Below are 15,094 nucleotides of genomic sequence, written 5' to 3'. Positions count from 1 at the left end.
AAGGTTTCCTGATCAACGCTAATCGGATCAGGGTAAGTCGGGTCCTAAGGCTCAGCCGAACGGCGAGGCCGATGGCAGAAACGGTTAATATTCCGTTACTACCCTTGAGGGTGACGTGGGGACGCAGTAGTGACACCGCCGCCGGCTGACGGAATAGCCGGTTAAATGTTGTAGGCGTAGATCATCGCAGGCAAATCCGTGATGAGAGCCGAAAGCAGATAGTACACCACTTCCTTCGGGAAACGGTGATAGCGCGGGTAATCAGACTGCCGAGAAAATCCGCTAAACATAACTTCATGGGTACCCGTACCGCAAACGGACACACGTAGTCGGGTTGAATATACTAAGGCGCTTGAGTGATTCACGGTTAAGGAACTAGGCAAACTGACCCTGTAACTTCGGGATAAAGGGTCCCTCCTCGTAAGAGAGGGCGCAGAGAATCGGTCCAGGCAACTGTTTAACAAAAACACAGGGCTGTGCTAATATGAAAGTAGACGTATACAGCCTGACACCTGCCCGGTGCCGGAAGGTTAAGAGGAGATGTCATCGCAAGAGAAGCATTGAATTGAAGCCCCGGTAAACGGCGGCCGTAACTATAACGGTCCTAAGGTAGCGAAATTCCTTGTCGGGTAAGTTCCGACCCGCACGAACGGTGCAACGACTTGGGCACTGTCTCAACGAGAGACCCGGTGAAATTATACTATGCGTGAAGATGCGCATTACCCGCGACAGGACGGAAAGACCCCGTGGAGCTTTACTGTAGCCTGATATTGAATTTTGGTACACTTTGTACAGGATAGGTAGGAGCCTGAGAGACCGGAGCGCTAGCTTCGGTGGAGGCGTTGTTGGGATACTACCCTAAGTGTATTGAACTTCTAACCCTTACCCCTGATCGGGGTAGGAGACAGTGTCAGGCGGACAGTTTGACTGGGGCGGTCGCCTCCTAAAAGGTAACGGAGGCGCCCAAAGGTTCCCTCAGAATGGTTGGAAATCATTCGCAGAGTGTAAAGGCACAAGGGAGCTTGACTGCGAGACCTACAAGTCGAGCAGGGTCGAAAGACGGGCTTAGTGATCCGGTGGTTCCGCATGGAAGGGCCATCGCTCAACGGATAAAAGCTACCCCGGGGATAACAGGCTTATCTCCCCCAAGAGTCCACATCGACGGGGAGGTTTGGCACCTCGATGTCGGCTCGTCTCATCCTGGAGCTGGAGCAGGTTCCAAGGGTTGGGCTGTTCGCCCATTAAAGAGGCACGCGAGCTGGGTTCAGAACGTCGTGAGACAGTTCGGTCCCTATCCGTCGTAGGCGTAGGAAATTTGAGAGGCGCTGTCCTTAGTACGAGAGGACCGGGATGGACAAACCACTGGTGTATCGGTTGTCATGTCAATGGCATAGCCGAGTAGCTACGTTTGGAAGAGATAAATGCTGAAGGCATCTAAGCATGAAACTCCCCTCAAGATAAGATTTCCCATCTCAATAGAGAGTAAGATCCCAGAAAGACCATCTGGTAGATAGGCTTAAGGTGTAAGAACAGCAATGTTTTTAGCTAATGAGTACTAATCGATCGAGGACTTGACCAAAATATATACTCTGATTTAAAATTGATAGTAGTTTGTTTGGTGGCAATGGCAAGAGGGCAACACCTGTTCCCATGTCGAACACAGAAGTAAAGTCTCTTAACGCCGATGGTATTTGGACCGCAAGGTCCTGAGAGAGTAGGAAGCTGCCAAACTTAAGTTTTAATAACAAAAGCAAGAAGCAAGAAAGATCAAATGTTCTTAGGTAGCTCAATGGTGGAGCAACCGGCTGTTAACCGGTAGGTTGTGGGTTCGAGTCCCACCCTGAGAGCCAAAATGCCGGAGTGGCGGAACTGGCAGACGCACAGGACTTAAAATCCTGCGATCCTTAACAGATCGTACCGGTTCGATCCCGGTCTTCGGCACCAATATACACATGAAAAGTAAATTTAATTAACGCGGGATGGAGCAGTCTGGTAGCTCGTCGGGCTCATAACCCGGAGGTCGTTGGTTCAACTCCAACTCACGCAACCATTTAAGTAAGTTTAATAAAAGAAAAGTTGTTTTAATCTGGCCCCATGGTCAAGCGGTTAAGACACCACCCTTTCACGGTGGTAACAGGGGTTCGATTCCCCTAGGGGTCACCATCTATACGGTCGCATAGCTCAGCTGGGAGAGCACCTGCCTTACAAGCAGGGGGTCACAGGTTCGATCCCTGTTGCGACCACCAAAATTTTTAATGGCTCAGTAGCTCAGTTGGTTAGAGTGCCGGCCTGTCACGCCGGAGGTCGAGGGTTCGAGCCCCTTCTGAGTCGCCAGTTTTGGCCCCTTGGTCAAGCGGTTAAGACACCACCCTTTCACGGTGGTAACAGGGGTTCGATTCCCCTAGGGGTCACCATATTACGGTCGCATAGCTCAGCTGGGAGAGCACCTGCCTTACAAGCAGGGGGTCACAGGTTCGATCCCTGTTGCGACCACCATAAAATTTTTTTATGGCTCAGTAGCTCAGTTGGTTAGAGTGCCGGCCTGTCACGCCGGAGGTCGAGGGTTCGAGCCCCTTCTGAGTCGCCACATGCTGATGTGGCTCAATTGGCAGAGCAGCTGACTTGTAATCAGCAGGTTATCGGTTCAAGTCCGATCATCAGCTCCAAAAACTTCAGTTTAACTGAAGTTTTTTTTTATTCTTTTGTAGAATAATTCCTATTTAATTTATTTATGCAAAGAAATACACCTTATCTTTTAAGTAAGATAAGGTGTATTTTTCCTTTTCTGAAGATTTTTCTTTATTCTTATGTCATCTCCGTAAGTTTTGAAGAGAAGAAAGTTTCCTAGCAATCTAGAAGTTATTCTTTCTGCATAAGCTTGCTTCAATTCAGGAAGATTTAAATTAGTAGATATAATCATCTTTTTATTTAATAATATTTTCTTGTTTAGAAGTGTAAATAACTCAGTTGTAGAGAAATCAGTTATTTGTTCTGCGCCTAGGTCATCTATAACAAGTAAGTCGCAATTTATAAGCAAATCTTCTAATTCATGATCATTATTAAATCTTATTTCTCTAAGATTTCTAATAAGTTCATCTGATGTTCTATAAACTACAAGAAATCCATTATCTAATAATTCTTTAGCTATGCAATAAGTTAAAAATGTTTTTCCTGTTCCAGGACTACCATAGAAAAGTATATTTTCATTATGTTTATCAAATTTAGGGATGTAACCATTAACCATCTTATCAATGATTATCTGCATATTTTCTCTTGGAGAATACTTTTCACTACCATTATTTAAAGGAGAAAAGACATTTATATCAAATTTTGAAAAATTATTTAACTTTAAAGCATCAGCCATATGAGAATTCTCATAGTATATATCTACAAGCTTTTTCTTATAACAAATACATTTTTTAGTTCCTATATAACCTGTATCTTTACAAGATGAACATATATAATGCATATCTAAATAATCTTTTGGATATCCACTCATAGCAAGAAGTTGATCTTTTTCATCTCTAAGATTTTGAATTTCTTTTTTTAATTTCTCAAAACTTTCTTTTTCATTTTTTCTTAAAGCAAGCATTGAAAGTTTTAAAGAAAGCTTATTTATTTCTCTTTCATAATCAAAAACTTGAGGTAGTTTTTCTTTCAATTCTTTTTGTCTATTAGCTAGATTTGATTTTTCTTTTTGATGGATTTTTTCATACATATCCATCAATTGACTTTTATAACCTTTAATCATTCAATATCCCATCCTAACAATTGTTTTTCTAAGGAATCATAGTCATAATCTCTTTGGGTAAAGTTTGCTTCTCTAGCTGGTTTTTTTTGAATTGGAGCTGAATTACTTTTATTAAATGGTTTTTTTATACTAGATGTCTTTTTAATATCTTTTTTTGCAACATCATCAAGAGTTTTTATGCCATCTTTAAACCATTTACCTAATATACCATCTATATATTTAAAATCAGCTCTGTTTAAACGTTCAAAGCATATATCACAAGCTTTAAGTATTAATTCAACAGAGAAGTTATAAGTTAAAAGCCACTTTTCCATCATAGTTTCTTGTGGCTTCATTATTTCAGTATTTTGAATTCCTAAATACTTTAGAATTTTTCTTATTTTAACCCATTTATCTTCTGTTTTAGTTATGTAAGCTTGAGCTTCCTCTATTGATTTTATTCCGGCATTATGCCATCCAAGAGCCACTGTTTCTATGTATCTAACATCTTTTTTACCTTTAGATACGCAGTATTCTATTAGTATTAATATGAGCTCTGAGGAAAAATTAAGCTCTGTTTGCCAAGAAAGATAAGTTGTCATTTCTTTTGTTGATAAAGGACGACATACAAGTTTTTCTATATCTTTTAACATATCCTTAGTGTTATTTTCATCAAGTGCTGATAATAAATCAACAGAGTTTTGACTTGATGAATGATTACCTTCTGATAAGTCTAAAAATTCTATTTTAAAGTTATTCATTTTATCTATAGGAACTAGTTTAATAACACCTTCGTCATGCCAAAAATTAAGAGCATTCATTATATCTGATTCTAAAAGATTTAAGTTTGTTGCTAAAATTGAAGAGTTAACTCCTGGTTCTCCAGTGAAGTTATACTTTAGCAATAATAAATAAACCTTAATAAATTCCCCACGAGCTTTAGGCATGTATTCTTCTATGAATACATTACTAACAGGAGTAAACTTAGTGGCTGAGTTTTTTAATATAAAAGTACTCAAAAAATAACCACCTTTCTAGATTTATAAATAGTCTAAATTTTAAAATGTATATAAATAAAAAATTAGACTATGTTTAATTATATCAAAGTGTCTTTTCTATAACAATAAAGTAAGCTTCTAAAAAATGCAAAAAAAATATTTTATTTACATGAATAATTTTTTCTAAAAGGGAAACATTAATTTACGTGTTTAAATTTATACTAAAATTTTTATTAAATGGAAAGAAAAAAGTTAAAAGTAATATTTATAAATGGAAAAGAAGTAGATAGTGAAATGCTATCTGAATCAGTTTTGGAAGAAGCTAAGATTATACAGAAACACTATACGCTCATGATAGTTATATATTAACTGATTTGGGGAAAGAAGTGAAAAAGGTGAGACTATTGCCAAAGTTGGTAGTACTGGAAAAAGTACAGGGTCTCACCTACATTTAGAATTGATATATAAGTGTAATCCTATTAATCCTTTAGATTATATTGTTTAGTTTTATATATTTTCAAGTAAAAAAGATAAATCTATTACTCCTTCTCCAACAGAATTAGAAGTAAGTTCATATTTATTATTAGATGCTATTTTTAATAAAGAACATAAATCCTTGTAATTTAGTTCTGGCTTGGCATCTAAAAGTAGTGCGCATACTCCAGATATGTAGGCACAGGCTAAAGAGGTTCCTTGAAAGACTGTGTAACTACTATCTAATTTATGAGGATATAGTTTTATTCCATTTCTTTCAGAAATATATTTTTTATCTGAGTTTAAGCACATTATATTAGCACAAGCTGCACAAAAATCTGGTTTTTTTAAGTTAGAATTTCCAGATGAAGAAAATTTAAAAGTTACTGTTGGTGTATTTGTAGAATCTATACCACCAACTGTTATACACCAAGGAGATAATGCTAAGCCTTGAATTGTGTTATCTCCTTCTATGCTTCCAGAAGGGACAACAGGAATTATATTTTTACTAACTGCTAACTTAAAGAGTTTGTTAAAATAATCTGATATTTTAACATTATGGCTAGTAAGTTCAAATGGTAGGCATAGAACTCTTATAGGATTATTCTCTTGATTTATAAGAGTTTCAATGGCGAAAAGTATATCTGAAACATAGCCTTTTCCGTTAGCATCAAATGCTTTTATACAAGATATTTTGGCGTTTTCGGCAATTCCTCTAAAAACAAACTTTGATGAATAGCCGCTTCCACATATAATTCCACTTACGGCAGTTCCATGCCCATTATCATCATAAGGATAAGAATAGTTGTTTAATAAATCTAAGAACATATCTATTTTGTTTGTAGGATTTATTAAATCTTGATGAGGGTAGACTCCACTATCAATTAAACCAATATATACATTATTACCAGTAAAATTAAAAGATTTATTTGTGGAAATTCTATTAGCAGTACCTATACTAATACCACAAAGTATAGCGTGGTCATCAAAAGAAACAAATTCTATTTCAGGATATTCAATTAATCTATTAATAGCTCTTGGTGTAAGAATAGCACAAATCAAATTTAATGACTTAATTTCTCTTATAATAGTACCATTAAGTTTAGGTATTTTCTTTGTTATATCTTCCATAAATTTTTTGCATTTAATAAGAACTCTATAATTTGTATAATAAGAGCGATTTATATAAATTTTTAGATTGCTATCCAATTTGTGTTTTACTGAAAACATAATAAATACTCCCATATTATTTATTATTTTATAATATATGAATGGGAGTATGATTTTGACAATGTATTAACTTTTCCATTTAAAAATGATAATTCCAACTATCATTAATATTATTCCTAAATAATTATGTGCAGCAAATTTGATTTTTTCGCTATCAAAAAGGGCAAAAGCATCTATTATTCCTGCTGTTAAGAGTTGAGATATTAATATTATTGATATCCCAAAGGTTGGGCCTAATGTTCCAACAGCAGCCATAACAGTATAAGTTATAACAACACCAATTGCTCCACCTAATAGATATATTTTGTTTACAGAACGAATTTCAGAGTAATTACCGTTTCTTAGCATAAGCATAATAATTAATGCTAAAACAAAAGCAGAGCCTTGAACTATGGTATTTGTTTCCCAAACTCCTATCTTTTCTGAAACTCTTGTGTTAAAAACTCCTTGGATACTCATCGCTGCACCAGAAATAATTGCTAAAATAATACCAAGCATAATAAATCACCTCAAGCTTAGTATTCCAAAATTTAAAAAAATAACTCTCTAAATTTTAGAGAGCTATCTTACAACAATCATTTTTGAAAAAAATTTCTTCTATTTGATTTATTGAAAAACCTAAGCTTATTCCTAAGCTTATAAAATCTTCAAATAATGTTTTATAGTGATCAATAGATGGAGATATTATCAAGTCATTTACATCTATAAGTAAAGTTAAAAATTGATCGCTTAAACAATAATCATTTGGTTTAACTGTTAGTTCCTTTAAGTTGGTATAATTTTTATTTAAGCCCATAGTAAGGATTTGCTTTAAACAATCGATATATTTTTCTAAAACTAATTCTTTTGAAACTCTAGATTTATTGTTATCATTCCAATAAATAAAGCATTTGGTTTCATTAGCTAAATCGCTTATTTTAATCTGAAGAGCTAAGTACATTCTAGTTGTAACTTTATATGCATTTAAATTACTAGCGATAACAAATTCCTTGTTAAGCTTATCTTGTTGAATAAAAAAATTATCTAACTCCATTAGTATATCCCCCTATCTTCTTAAGCAAAAAATGCTTACTAGTTAATTTTACAGAATCTTTTCACAATTGAAAAGAAGAGAAAACGAATACAGATCTAAAAAGTTACGAAATATTAATTTGCAATTATTTTAACCTCAGTTAATTCAATATATGCCATATAAATAGAAACTATATAAATTATTTAGTAATTTCTTAGATCATATGATTTTATAGGAATTTCTCTTTTGTTATTTTGAAATCTCCAAAGTTCTATTTTAGAAATTTTTAATATGTTCTTTTGAGAAGATTCTCTTAAGTTAAAAACAGTAGGTTGTGTATTATTTTTTTTATGATTTTCTTTAAAGTTAGGGTTGTTTATAGGAATGTACAGAGGAGAGTCAACACGCTCTCTAACATTAAAACCATGTAACTTTAACATATCATTGAATAATCTATGAATTTTTTTTATATAACCTTTATTTTCGATTTGTAAGTTTAGAGCTTTATTAGTGCTTTCATTAAATTCAGCACTGCCAGTTAACTCTATCTTAAACTTCTTATAAGGTTTGATTAATTTAAGGACCACTTCATCTAGTTTATCTAGATTGGGGTTATCAATTGTTTCAAGAGGAATGTGTAAACTTATGTGATTTCTTGGTAATTTGTATTTTCTTAATAAACCTCTTTGAAGTGATTCAAGTGATTTACAAGATTCCTCATCAAACAATGCTACTAAATAATATTTCATGACAAAACCTCTCTTGAATATTAGTTTGTTCCAAATAAATACAAACTTTGTTATAAATTATAACATATAGAATTTTTAAAAAAAATAATAAGAGAGAAATTTCAGAATAAAAAGTATTTTTAGACAATATAAATTGGTTAAATTTTAAGAGTAAACAGTAAAAAAATCTTTAAATATTAGCTTATTATGATATAATGAAAATTATGAGTAATACTTTAAATTTCACGGTTTAGCCAGTTTAAATGTGGTTAATGAAAATTAAAATTTTGACTAAACAAGAATAAAAAAGAAGAAAATGGTAATTGTATACATATAAAAAATTAGCAAGGGTGAATTGTATGAATAGATTAATTATAAATGGCGGTAAAGCTTTAAAGGGATCTATAGAAATAAACGGAGCTAAAAATGCTGCCGTAGCTATATTACCGGCGGCTATACTAGCTAGCAAAGGTGAATGTATTATTGATAATGTACCAGATATAGCTGATGTACATTGCTTAGAGAGAATAATTAGATCATTAGGGTGTAATGTTGAAAAATTAGATAATAACACATTAAAAATAAATGCTGAAGAAATAAAAACTGTAGAAGCTTGTGGAAATGATGTAAGAAGAATGAGGGCTTCTTATTATTTCATAGGGGCACTTTTAGCACGTTTTAAAGAAGCTAAAGTTGAACTTCCAGGGGGGTGTCCAATAGGTGTTAGACCTATTGATCAACATATAAAAGGATTTGAAGCACTAGGAGCTAAAGTTTCAATAGAACATGGTGCTGTAAATATAACGGCAGAAAAATTAATAGGAACAAATATCTTCTTTGATGTGGTAAGTGTTGGAGCTACTATAAATCTTATGATAGCGGCAACTTTAGCAGAAGGAACTACAGTCTTAGAGAATGCAGCAAGAGAACCACATGTAGTAGACGTAGCAAACTTTTTAAATGCTATGGGAGCTAATGTTAAGGGTGCAGGAACAGATGTTATAAGAATCAAAGGTGTTAAAGAATTAAAAGGGTGTAATTATAGTGTTGTACCTGACCAAATAGAAGCAGGGACATTTATGATAGCAGCTGCTGCTACAAGAGGAGATGTAACAATTCAAAATGTTATACCAAAGCATTTAGAATCAATTTCAGCTAAGCTTTTAGAAATGGGAGCTAAAGTAGAAGAAGGAGACGATAGTGTTAGAGTTTATGTTGATGGAGAGTTAAAAGGAGTAAATTTAAAAACTGCTCCATATCCAGGATTTCCAACAGACGTTCAACAACCAATGTGTACTCTACTATCTACAGCTAAGGGTAGAAGTATAATAGTTGAAACTATATGGGAAAATAGACATAAGCATGTAGATGAACTTAAAAAAATGGGAGCTACTATAAAAGTTGAAGGAAGATCAGCTATTATAGACGGTGTAGATAAACTTACAGGAGCTATTGTTAAGGCTACTGACTTAAGAGCAGGAGCCGCGATGGTTATTGCAGGTTTAATTTCTGATGGAGTTACAGAGATAACAAGTATTGAACACATAGATAGAGGATACCCTCATATAGAAGAAAAGTTCAGAATGCTTGGAGCTGATATAGTCAGAAAATAAGAATAAAAAATGGGGGAAATATATGATTTTTTGCTCACTATATAGTGGAAGCAGTGGTAATAGTATATTAGTAGGATCAGAAAAAACTAAAATACTAATTGATGCAGGATTATCAGGTAAGAAAATAATAGATGGTCTTAAAGAAATAGGCCAAAATCCAAATGAAATTGATGGTATTTTCATAACTCATGAGCATAGTGACCATATAAAAGGAGCAGGTATATTATCAAGAAAATTTAATATACCTATATATGCAAATGAGCTTACTTGGAAAGCCATGGAAAAGTCCCTAGGAAAAATAAAAGAAGAAAATATAAAAATTATGCCTAAGAGAAGTACAATGAGCTTAAATGATTTAGATATAACATCATTTAATACTCCACACGATTCTGTGGCTTCAACAGGATATACTATAAATCACAAAGGTAAAAGTGCAAGTATTGCAACTGATATTGGAACATTTACAGAGGAAATATTAAGAAATATTAGGGAATCTGAAGTTATTTTGTTAGAATCAAATCATGATGTTCAAATGGTTAAGTTTGGACCATACCCTTATGATTTAAAAAGAAGGGTACTTAGTGAAGTTGGACACTTATCAAATGAAGATTGTGGGAAAGCTATCGTTGATATAATGAAATATGATAAGTATAGAAAAATAATATTAGGTCATTTAAGCAATACTAATAACGTGCCAGAATTAGCTGAACAAGCTGTTATTAATGTATTAAATGCACATAAAATTAACATAGGTAAAGATTTAGAGCTTAAATTAGCAGATAGAAATAAACCAAGTAGTTATATAAGTTTTTAGAGTCTGTTAAGTTGTTATGAAAAAATATCTTAAATATTCGTAAAATTGCTTGTTATTTGAAAGTTATATAAGTTTGACTAAATTTTGCATGGAAAACAAACCTGCAATATGATTTGATTTTTTGCAGGTTAATCAAAGATATTAATAGATTTTTTATTGCTATTGATGGAGTTAGGTGCGAATTGTCTACTACATTCCTTACATTGATATTTTTGATTAGCCTGCTTGTCAAAATAAAACTTATATAGTTTTTTTGGAATGACAACGAGGGATTTTATATTAGTTTTGTTCATTGCTTTTTTCTCCTTTCTTGAGGGGGATAAATGTTTTTTAGCAAACTCATTGTATTCTCAAGTGTTGAAAAGAGCAATGTTCATTTAACTTAATAGATTGAGTTTTTAAGTAAGGGGAATTTATATGAAAAAAGGGATGATTTTATTAATTCTATCATCTTTTTTGTTAGTTGGATGTGATGATATAAAAATAGATAAGTTAGCAGCTAACAATAATGAGAGAGTAAAGACCATAGCTAATGATTTAATTGGAGATATTAATTTATCTTTATATTTTGATGGAACTAAGGATGAAAAAAGACCTAAAATAGAGCAACAAGAAATACTTGTTGATGGTAATGAAATTTTAGGGCAATATCTAATACAAGCTCTTATTCAAGGTCCATCTCAAAATGGAAGTTTAGTGCCTATATTACCTAAAGATACCAAATTATTATCTTTTGATGTAAAAGATGATATTGCAATTATAAATTTAAGTAAGGAAGCTGTTGTAAGTATGAGTGCAGCTAAAGAGCAGGCAACATTAGAAGGTATAATGGCTACAATAACTCAAATACCAAGTATTAATAGGATTAATATACTTGTTGATAATCAGATGGTTAATTCATTAGGGGGAAATTTTGATATTAGTAAACCTTTTAAAAAAGAAGATATACCTAATTTGAAAATAAATAATTAGATGAATTTGTAAAATTGTAAACAAATAATTTCATAGGTATTAAAAATATATATTTTATATGTTTATTAATTAGTAAAATATTGAAATATATTGTCTAAATTATTATAATTTTGATATAAAGTTGATTAAAAAGGAGAAGGAAGTATGAGTTTATATAAGCAATGGACAGACATGGTTGTAGAATATGTTAAGGTTAAGGGAGAAGCTGCATTCTGGAAAGAATATAGTGATGTAGAAACTAAAATATACAAGGATTTATTAGCTAATCACAAAGAAGTTAAAAAAGCTACAATAGCAGATTTAGCTAAAGAATACGGTACAACAGAAGAGTTTGTAATGGGATTCGTAGATGGAATAAATGATAGTTTAAAAAATCCATATGACTTAGAAAAAGTTGAAAGTAATACAGAATTATCATTCGATATAGACTTTGAAAATTTATACTACAATATGTTAGATGCAAAAGCGGATTACTTATTTAACTTACCTCAATGGGATTCTATATTCTCAGGAGAAAAGAGAAGAGAAATCCAATTAAAATACAGAGATTCAAAAACTGTAAGAAATGAAGAAGTTAAAGTTGGAAGAAATGAACCATGTCCATGTGGAAGTGGAAAGAAATATAAAAAATGTTGTGGAAAATAATTGATTTTCTTAAATAAAAATTAGTATATTAAAATTTATAAGTAAGGGCATGTAAAAATGTTCTTACTTTTTTTATAAATTTGAATTTGACAAATAACAATAATTTATCAAATAATTATTATTAAATGTATTGCTTTGCAGTTATTAAATTTTGAAATTTAATAAAGTCTTTTTATTAAGAAATTAATATTAGTAAATTGTAAGTAAAATATAATAGTATTATAATATGAACGTAGTTCAAATAAAAAGGAGATGAAAGTTATGTCAAAAGAATTAATTATAGCAATAATATTTATGAATTTAGCACTATTATTTTATAGTATAGGTGTTTGGTCTGAAAAGATTCAAAAAACTTTAAAACCATGGCACTTAGGATTTTTCTATTTAGGTTTAATTTGTGATACTACAGGAACTGGAGCTATGGAAAAAATAGCAGGGGGAATAAACTTTAGTTTCCACACGATAACAGGTGGAGTAGCATTAATATTAATGTTAGTACATGCTGTTTGGGCAACTGTAGTTTTAGTAAAAAAAGATAAAAATATGATAGCTAAATTCCATAAGTTTAGTATAATTGTTTGGGTAATTTGGTTAATACCATTCTTTACTGGAGCTGCAATGCATATGCTATAAACAGTTAGACTATGTAAGAATTATATCTTGTATAGTCTTTTGTTTATCTAATTAATTCAATATCAATTGCTTAAAAAATTTAAAATTAAAAGTTTTGAAATTAAAGAAAAGAAAAGTTAAAGCTTTTTGTATTGAAATTTTAAAAGTTGACATAATAAAAATTTCATACTATATTAAAGTTAAAATTCTTATTTTAGGAGATGTAGTATGAAAAAAATTTTTATAGGATTACTTATTACGATAACAAGTATGAATTTTATAGCATGTAATAATCAATCTAAAAAGCAAAATGAGAATAATCAATCTACTAGCATAAATCAAAACGTAAATAATAACAGTCAAAATACTCAAAATAATAGCAATAATACTCAAAGTAAAATAACAATAGAGCAAGCAAAGGAAATTGCATTAAAACATGCAAACCTTTCAGAAAATCAAGTTAACTTCATTAAAACAGATCAAGAGATTGATCATGGAATTCAAAAGTATAATATAGAATTTTACTTTGATAATAAAGAGTATGATTATAATATAAATGCTAATACTGGTGATATAATTAGTTTTGATTGTGATATGGGAAATTATAATAATAACAACCAAAGTGTTAATAACAATCAAAATAAAATAACAGTAGAACAAGCAAAGGAAATTGCATTAAAGCATGCAAACCTTTCAGAAAATCAAGTTAAATTTATAAAAACAGATCAAGAGATTGATCATGGAATTGAAAAGTATAATATAGAATTTTACTTTGATAATAAGGAGTATGATTATAATATAAATGCTAATACTGGTGATATAATTAGTTTTGATTGTGATATGGGAAATTATAATAATAACAACCAGAGTGTTAATAATAATCAAAATAAAATAACAGTAGAACAAGCAAAGCAAATTGCATTAAAGCATGCAAATCTTTCAGAAAATCAAGTTAACTTTATTAAAGTAAATAAAGATATTGATGATGGTGTTGAAAAATATTATATAAAATTTTATTTTAATAACAAAGAATATGAATATGATATAAATGCTAATACTGGTGATATAATTAGTTTTGATTATGATTAAAATTTATTGATATAAAAAACTTTAAAAGAGAGTTAGATTTTTTCTAACTCTCTTTATTTTTCCTAAATTTGAATGTAAGTAGAAAATATCAGGGTTATTTATTAATAAACAATAGTTGTAAATAAGAGTTATGTAGAGTTTAGTAGTATTACTAATAACTTTACTTTATGGTAATATTATTTGTAGTTAAAAATAGGAGGATAAGAGATGAATATAACGGTTATTTCAGTAGGAAAGCTAAAGGAAAAGTATTTAAAGCAAGCTATAGATGAATATTCAAAGAGATTAAGTAGATATTGTAAATTAGAAATAATAGAACTTCCTGATGAGAAGACACCAGATAATGCTTCAGAAAAAGAAGAGCTTCAAATAAAAGAAAAAGAAGGTAAACTAATACTTTCAAAAATAAAGGATAATATGCATGTAATTGCTATGGATTTAAGAGGTAATGAAATAACTTCTGAGAAATTTTCAAGATATATAGAGAATTGTGGAGTAATGGGAAATTCAAATATTACCTTTGTAATCGGAGGAAGTCTTGGTTTATCTCAAGAAGTAATAAAAAGAGCTGACTATAAATTATGCTTTTCAAAAATGACATTTCCACATCAATTATTTAGAGTAATGTTATTAGAACAAGTTTATAGAGCATTTAGAATAATGAAGAATGAACCTTACCATAAGTAAATGAGGTTTTTACTAAAATTAGTTTGGTTAGACTATTTACTATCTTATAATGAGTAAATACATTTATTATGCTTGAATAAAATATTAAAACTTAAGATTGAGGATAATTTTATAAATATAACATATATTTATGTAAGACTTCCTTCATATAATTAATGCAAATTTATGGCACTAATTATATGAAGGAAGTCTTTTTGTTAAATACATTATATTAATTAAATATATATTTTTTCTATGAATTTATAAAAGATATACATTTAATAAAAAATAAGAATTATTAATTAAGTAGATATAATTAATACTAAAAAATTTACAAAAATTATATTATTTTTTATTATTTTAGAAATTATTTATAATTTTTTTGTTTATATGTTAATTTAATTTGTATAAAAATAAAAAAATATTTAGGAATAATTAACATTAAAGTAATTGAATAGTAAATAGATATGATGATAAAATTAGTACGAAAATAATAAATATATTAAGTTTA

At 30.7% G+C, this 15,094-nt stretch carries 15 protein-coding genes, 10 tRNA genes, 2 rRNA genes and 1 pseudogene; 21 read left to right on the top strand and 7 right to left on the bottom strand.

The annotated features are described in order from the left end of the window. The 12 genes from Q1J60_RS11190 to Q1J60_RS11135 all read left to right on the top strand — a co-directional run. A 23S ribosomal RNA gene (locus Q1J60_RS11190) occupies nt 1-1,579 on the top strand; the annotation flags it as partial. Between the two features lie 35 nt (nt 1,580-1,614). After that, nucleotides 1,615-1,731: ribosomal RNA gene (gene rrf, locus Q1J60_RS11185) — 5S ribosomal RNA — on the top strand. Between the two features lie 44 nt (nt 1,732-1,775). After that, nucleotides 1,776-1,850: transfer RNA gene (locus Q1J60_RS11180), tRNA-Asn, on the top strand. Between the two features lie 4 nt (nt 1,851-1,854). Beyond that, nucleotides 1,855-1,944 (top strand) — tRNA-Leu (locus tag Q1J60_RS11175). A 29-nt stretch (nt 1,945-1,973) separates the two neighbouring features. Next, nucleotides 1,974-2,050, top strand: a tRNA-Met gene (locus tag Q1J60_RS11170). Nucleotides 2,051-2,088: 38 nt separating this feature from the next. Next, nucleotides 2,089-2,163, top strand: a tRNA-Glu gene (locus tag Q1J60_RS11165). Nucleotides 2,164-2,170: 7 nt separating this feature from the next. After that, nucleotides 2,171-2,246: transfer RNA gene (locus Q1J60_RS11160), tRNA-Val, on the top strand. Between the two features lie 11 nt (nt 2,247-2,257). Further along, nucleotides 2,258-2,334 (top strand) — tRNA-Asp (locus Q1J60_RS11155). Nucleotides 2,335-2,339: 5 nt separating this feature from the next. Beyond that, nucleotides 2,340-2,414 (top strand) — tRNA-Glu (locus Q1J60_RS11150). A gap of 6 nt (nt 2,415-2,420) precedes the next feature. Continuing rightward, nucleotides 2,421-2,496 (top strand) — tRNA-Val (locus Q1J60_RS11145). A 14-nt stretch (nt 2,497-2,510) separates the two neighbouring features. Next, nucleotides 2,511-2,587 (top strand) — tRNA-Asp (locus Q1J60_RS11140). Nucleotides 2,588-2,590: 3 nt separating this feature from the next. Further along, nucleotides 2,591-2,666: transfer RNA gene (locus Q1J60_RS11135), tRNA-Thr, on the top strand. 89 nt (nt 2,667-2,755) lie between these two features. Here the strand turns inward: Q1J60_RS11135 and Q1J60_RS11130 are convergent. Together Q1J60_RS11130 and Q1J60_RS11125 are read right to left on the bottom strand one after the other, a co-directional pair. After that, nucleotides 2,756-3,751, bottom strand: coding sequence for an ATP-binding protein (locus tag Q1J60_RS11130; protein ID WP_300375798.1), 996 nt, complete (start codon nt 3,749-3,751; stop codon nt 2,756-2,758). Continuing rightward, nucleotides 3,748-4,749, bottom strand: a complete 1,002-nt coding sequence (locus tag Q1J60_RS11125) for a DnaD domain protein (protein ID WP_300375795.1) — start codon at nt 4,747-4,749, stop codon at nt 3,748-3,750. The genes Q1J60_RS11130 and Q1J60_RS11125 overlap by 4 nt, the downstream gene beginning before the upstream one ends. Before the next feature lie 216 nt (nt 4,750-4,965). On the opposite strand from Q1J60_RS11125, the gene Q1J60_RS11120 reads away from it, so the two are divergent. Next, nucleotides 4,966-5,097, top strand: a complete 132-nt coding sequence (locus tag Q1J60_RS11120) for a hypothetical protein (protein WP_300375792.1) — start codon at nt 4,966-4,968, stop codon at nt 5,095-5,097. Between the two features lie 34 nt (nt 5,098-5,131). After that, entirely contained in the window at nt 5,132-5,233 is a 102-nt protein-coding gene (locus Q1J60_RS13055) for a M23 family metallopeptidase (RefSeq protein WP_423249131.1), read from the top strand. A 2-nt stretch (nt 5,234-5,235) separates the two neighbouring features. On the opposite strand, the gene Q1J60_RS11115 is transcribed toward Q1J60_RS13055, so the two are convergent. From Q1J60_RS11115 to Q1J60_RS11100, 4 genes are all read right to left on the bottom strand, one after another. After that, the gene (locus Q1J60_RS11115; RefSeq protein ID WP_300375789.1) at nt 5,236-6,432 is read right to left on the bottom strand and encodes a S8 family serine peptidase; all 1,197 of its coding nucleotides are present in this window, start codon (nt 6,430-6,432) and stop codon (nt 5,236-5,238) included. A 66-nt stretch (nt 6,433-6,498) separates the two neighbouring features. Further along, a complete protein-coding gene (locus Q1J60_RS11110; protein WP_300375786.1) occupies nt 6,499-6,930 on the bottom strand; it encodes a DMT family transporter in 432 nt (143 codons plus the stop codon). A 55-nt stretch (nt 6,931-6,985) separates the two neighbouring features. Next, complete coding sequence (locus Q1J60_RS11105; protein ID WP_300375783.1) at nt 6,986-7,465, bottom strand: dUTP diphosphatase; 480 nt, start codon at nt 7,463-7,465, stop codon at nt 6,986-6,988. 182 nt (nt 7,466-7,647) lie between these two features. Next, nucleotides 7,648-8,193, bottom strand: a complete 546-nt coding sequence (locus Q1J60_RS11100) for a 2'-5' RNA ligase family protein (RefSeq protein ID WP_300375780.1) — start codon at nt 8,191-8,193, stop codon at nt 7,648-7,650. A gap of 338 nt (nt 8,194-8,531) precedes the next feature. On the opposite strand from Q1J60_RS11100, the gene murA reads away from it, so the two are divergent. Together murA and Q1J60_RS11090 are read left to right on the top strand one after the other, a co-directional pair. Then, nucleotides 8,532-9,785, top strand: coding sequence for a UDP-N-acetylglucosamine 1-carboxyvinyltransferase (gene murA, locus Q1J60_RS11095; protein WP_300375777.1), 1,254 nt, complete (start codon nt 8,532-8,534; stop codon nt 9,783-9,785). Nucleotides 9,786-9,807: 22 nt separating this feature from the next. Continuing rightward, a complete protein-coding gene (locus Q1J60_RS11090) occupies nt 9,808-10,599 on the top strand; it encodes an MBL fold metallo-hydrolase (protein WP_300375774.1) in 792 nt (263 codons plus the stop codon). Between the two features lie 146 nt (nt 10,600-10,745). Here the strand turns inward: Q1J60_RS11090 and Q1J60_RS11085 are convergent. Further along, a pseudogene (locus Q1J60_RS11085) lies at nt 10,746-10,892 on the bottom strand (IS6 family transposase); the annotation flags it as partial. A gap of 124 nt (nt 10,893-11,016) precedes the next feature. Here Q1J60_RS11085 and Q1J60_RS11080 point away from each other — a divergent pair. The 5 genes from Q1J60_RS11080 (at nt 11,017) to rlmH (ending at nt 14,604) form a co-directional block, all read left to right on the top strand. Further along, nucleotides 11,017-11,571, top strand: a complete 555-nt coding sequence (locus tag Q1J60_RS11080; RefSeq protein ID WP_300375771.1) for a GerMN domain-containing protein — start codon at nt 11,017-11,019, stop codon at nt 11,569-11,571. Between the two features lie 144 nt (nt 11,572-11,715). Next, nucleotides 11,716-12,216, top strand: coding sequence for an SEC-C metal-binding domain-containing protein (locus Q1J60_RS11075; RefSeq protein ID WP_300375768.1), 501 nt, complete (start codon nt 11,716-11,718; stop codon nt 12,214-12,216). 261 nt (nt 12,217-12,477) lie between these two features. Beyond that, nucleotides 12,478-12,849, top strand: coding sequence for an HsmA family protein (locus Q1J60_RS11070; RefSeq protein WP_300375765.1), 372 nt, complete (start codon nt 12,478-12,480; stop codon nt 12,847-12,849). Nucleotides 12,850-13,056: 207 nt separating this feature from the next. Beyond that, entirely contained in the window at nt 13,057-13,917 is an 861-nt protein-coding gene (locus Q1J60_RS11065) for a PepSY domain-containing protein (RefSeq protein WP_300375761.1), read from the top strand. 207 nt (nt 13,918-14,124) lie between these two features. Further along, entirely contained in the window at nt 14,125-14,604 is a 480-nt protein-coding gene (rlmH, locus tag Q1J60_RS11060) for a 23S rRNA (pseudouridine(1915)-N(3))-methyltransferase RlmH (protein ID WP_300375758.1), read from the top strand. Nucleotides 14,605-15,094: the final 490 nt, after the last annotated feature.

It is taken from the genome of Clostridium sp. (assembly GCF_029258205.1).
In the GTDB taxonomy this organism is placed as follows: Bacteria; Bacillota; Clostridia; order Clostridiales; family Clostridiaceae; genus Sarcina.
Note: the sequence above shows the minus strand (reverse complement) of the source record. Positions and strands in the feature narration are given on the sequence as shown.

What these genes read in the sequence shown, in the direction of transcription:
- Q1J60_RS11130 (WP_300375798.1), bottom strand. Translation starts at nt 3,751, where the DNA reads ATGATTAAAGGTTATAAAAGTCAATTGATGGATATGTATGAAAAAATC.
- Q1J60_RS11120 (WP_300375792.1), top strand. Translation starts at nt 4,966, where the DNA reads ATGGAAAGAAAAAAGTTAAAAGTAATATTTATAAATGGAAAAGAAGTA.
- Q1J60_RS11115 (WP_300375789.1), bottom strand. Translation starts at nt 6,432, where the DNA reads ATGTTTTCAGTAAAACACAAATTGGATAGCAATCTAAAAATTTATATA.
- Q1J60_RS11110 (WP_300375786.1), bottom strand. Translation starts at nt 6,930, where the DNA reads ATGCTTGGTATTATTTTAGCAATTATTTCTGGTGCAGCGATGAGTATC.
- Q1J60_RS11105 (WP_300375783.1), bottom strand. Translation starts at nt 7,465, where the DNA reads ATGGAGTTAGATAATTTTTTTATTCAACAAGATAAGCTTAACAAGGAA.
- Q1J60_RS11100 (WP_300375780.1), bottom strand. Translation starts at nt 8,193, where the DNA reads ATGAAATATTATTTAGTAGCATTGTTTGATGAGGAATCTTGTAAATCA.
- murA (WP_300375777.1), top strand. Translation starts at nt 8,532, where the DNA reads ATGAATAGATTAATTATAAATGGCGGTAAAGCTTTAAAGGGATCTATA.
- Q1J60_RS11090 (WP_300375774.1), top strand. Translation starts at nt 9,808, where the DNA reads ATGATTTTTTGCTCACTATATAGTGGAAGCAGTGGTAATAGTATATTA.
- Q1J60_RS11080 (WP_300375771.1), top strand. Translation starts at nt 11,017, where the DNA reads ATGAAAAAAGGGATGATTTTATTAATTCTATCATCTTTTTTGTTAGTT.
- Q1J60_RS11075 (WP_300375768.1), top strand. Translation starts at nt 11,716, where the DNA reads ATGAGTTTATATAAGCAATGGACAGACATGGTTGTAGAATATGTTAAG.
- Q1J60_RS11070 (WP_300375765.1), top strand. Translation starts at nt 12,478, where the DNA reads ATGTCAAAAGAATTAATTATAGCAATAATATTTATGAATTTAGCACTA.
- Q1J60_RS11065 (WP_300375761.1), top strand. Translation starts at nt 13,057, where the DNA reads ATGAAAAAAATTTTTATAGGATTACTTATTACGATAACAAGTATGAAT.
- rlmH (WP_300375758.1), top strand. Translation starts at nt 14,125, where the DNA reads ATGAATATAACGGTTATTTCAGTAGGAAAGCTAAAGGAAAAGTATTTA.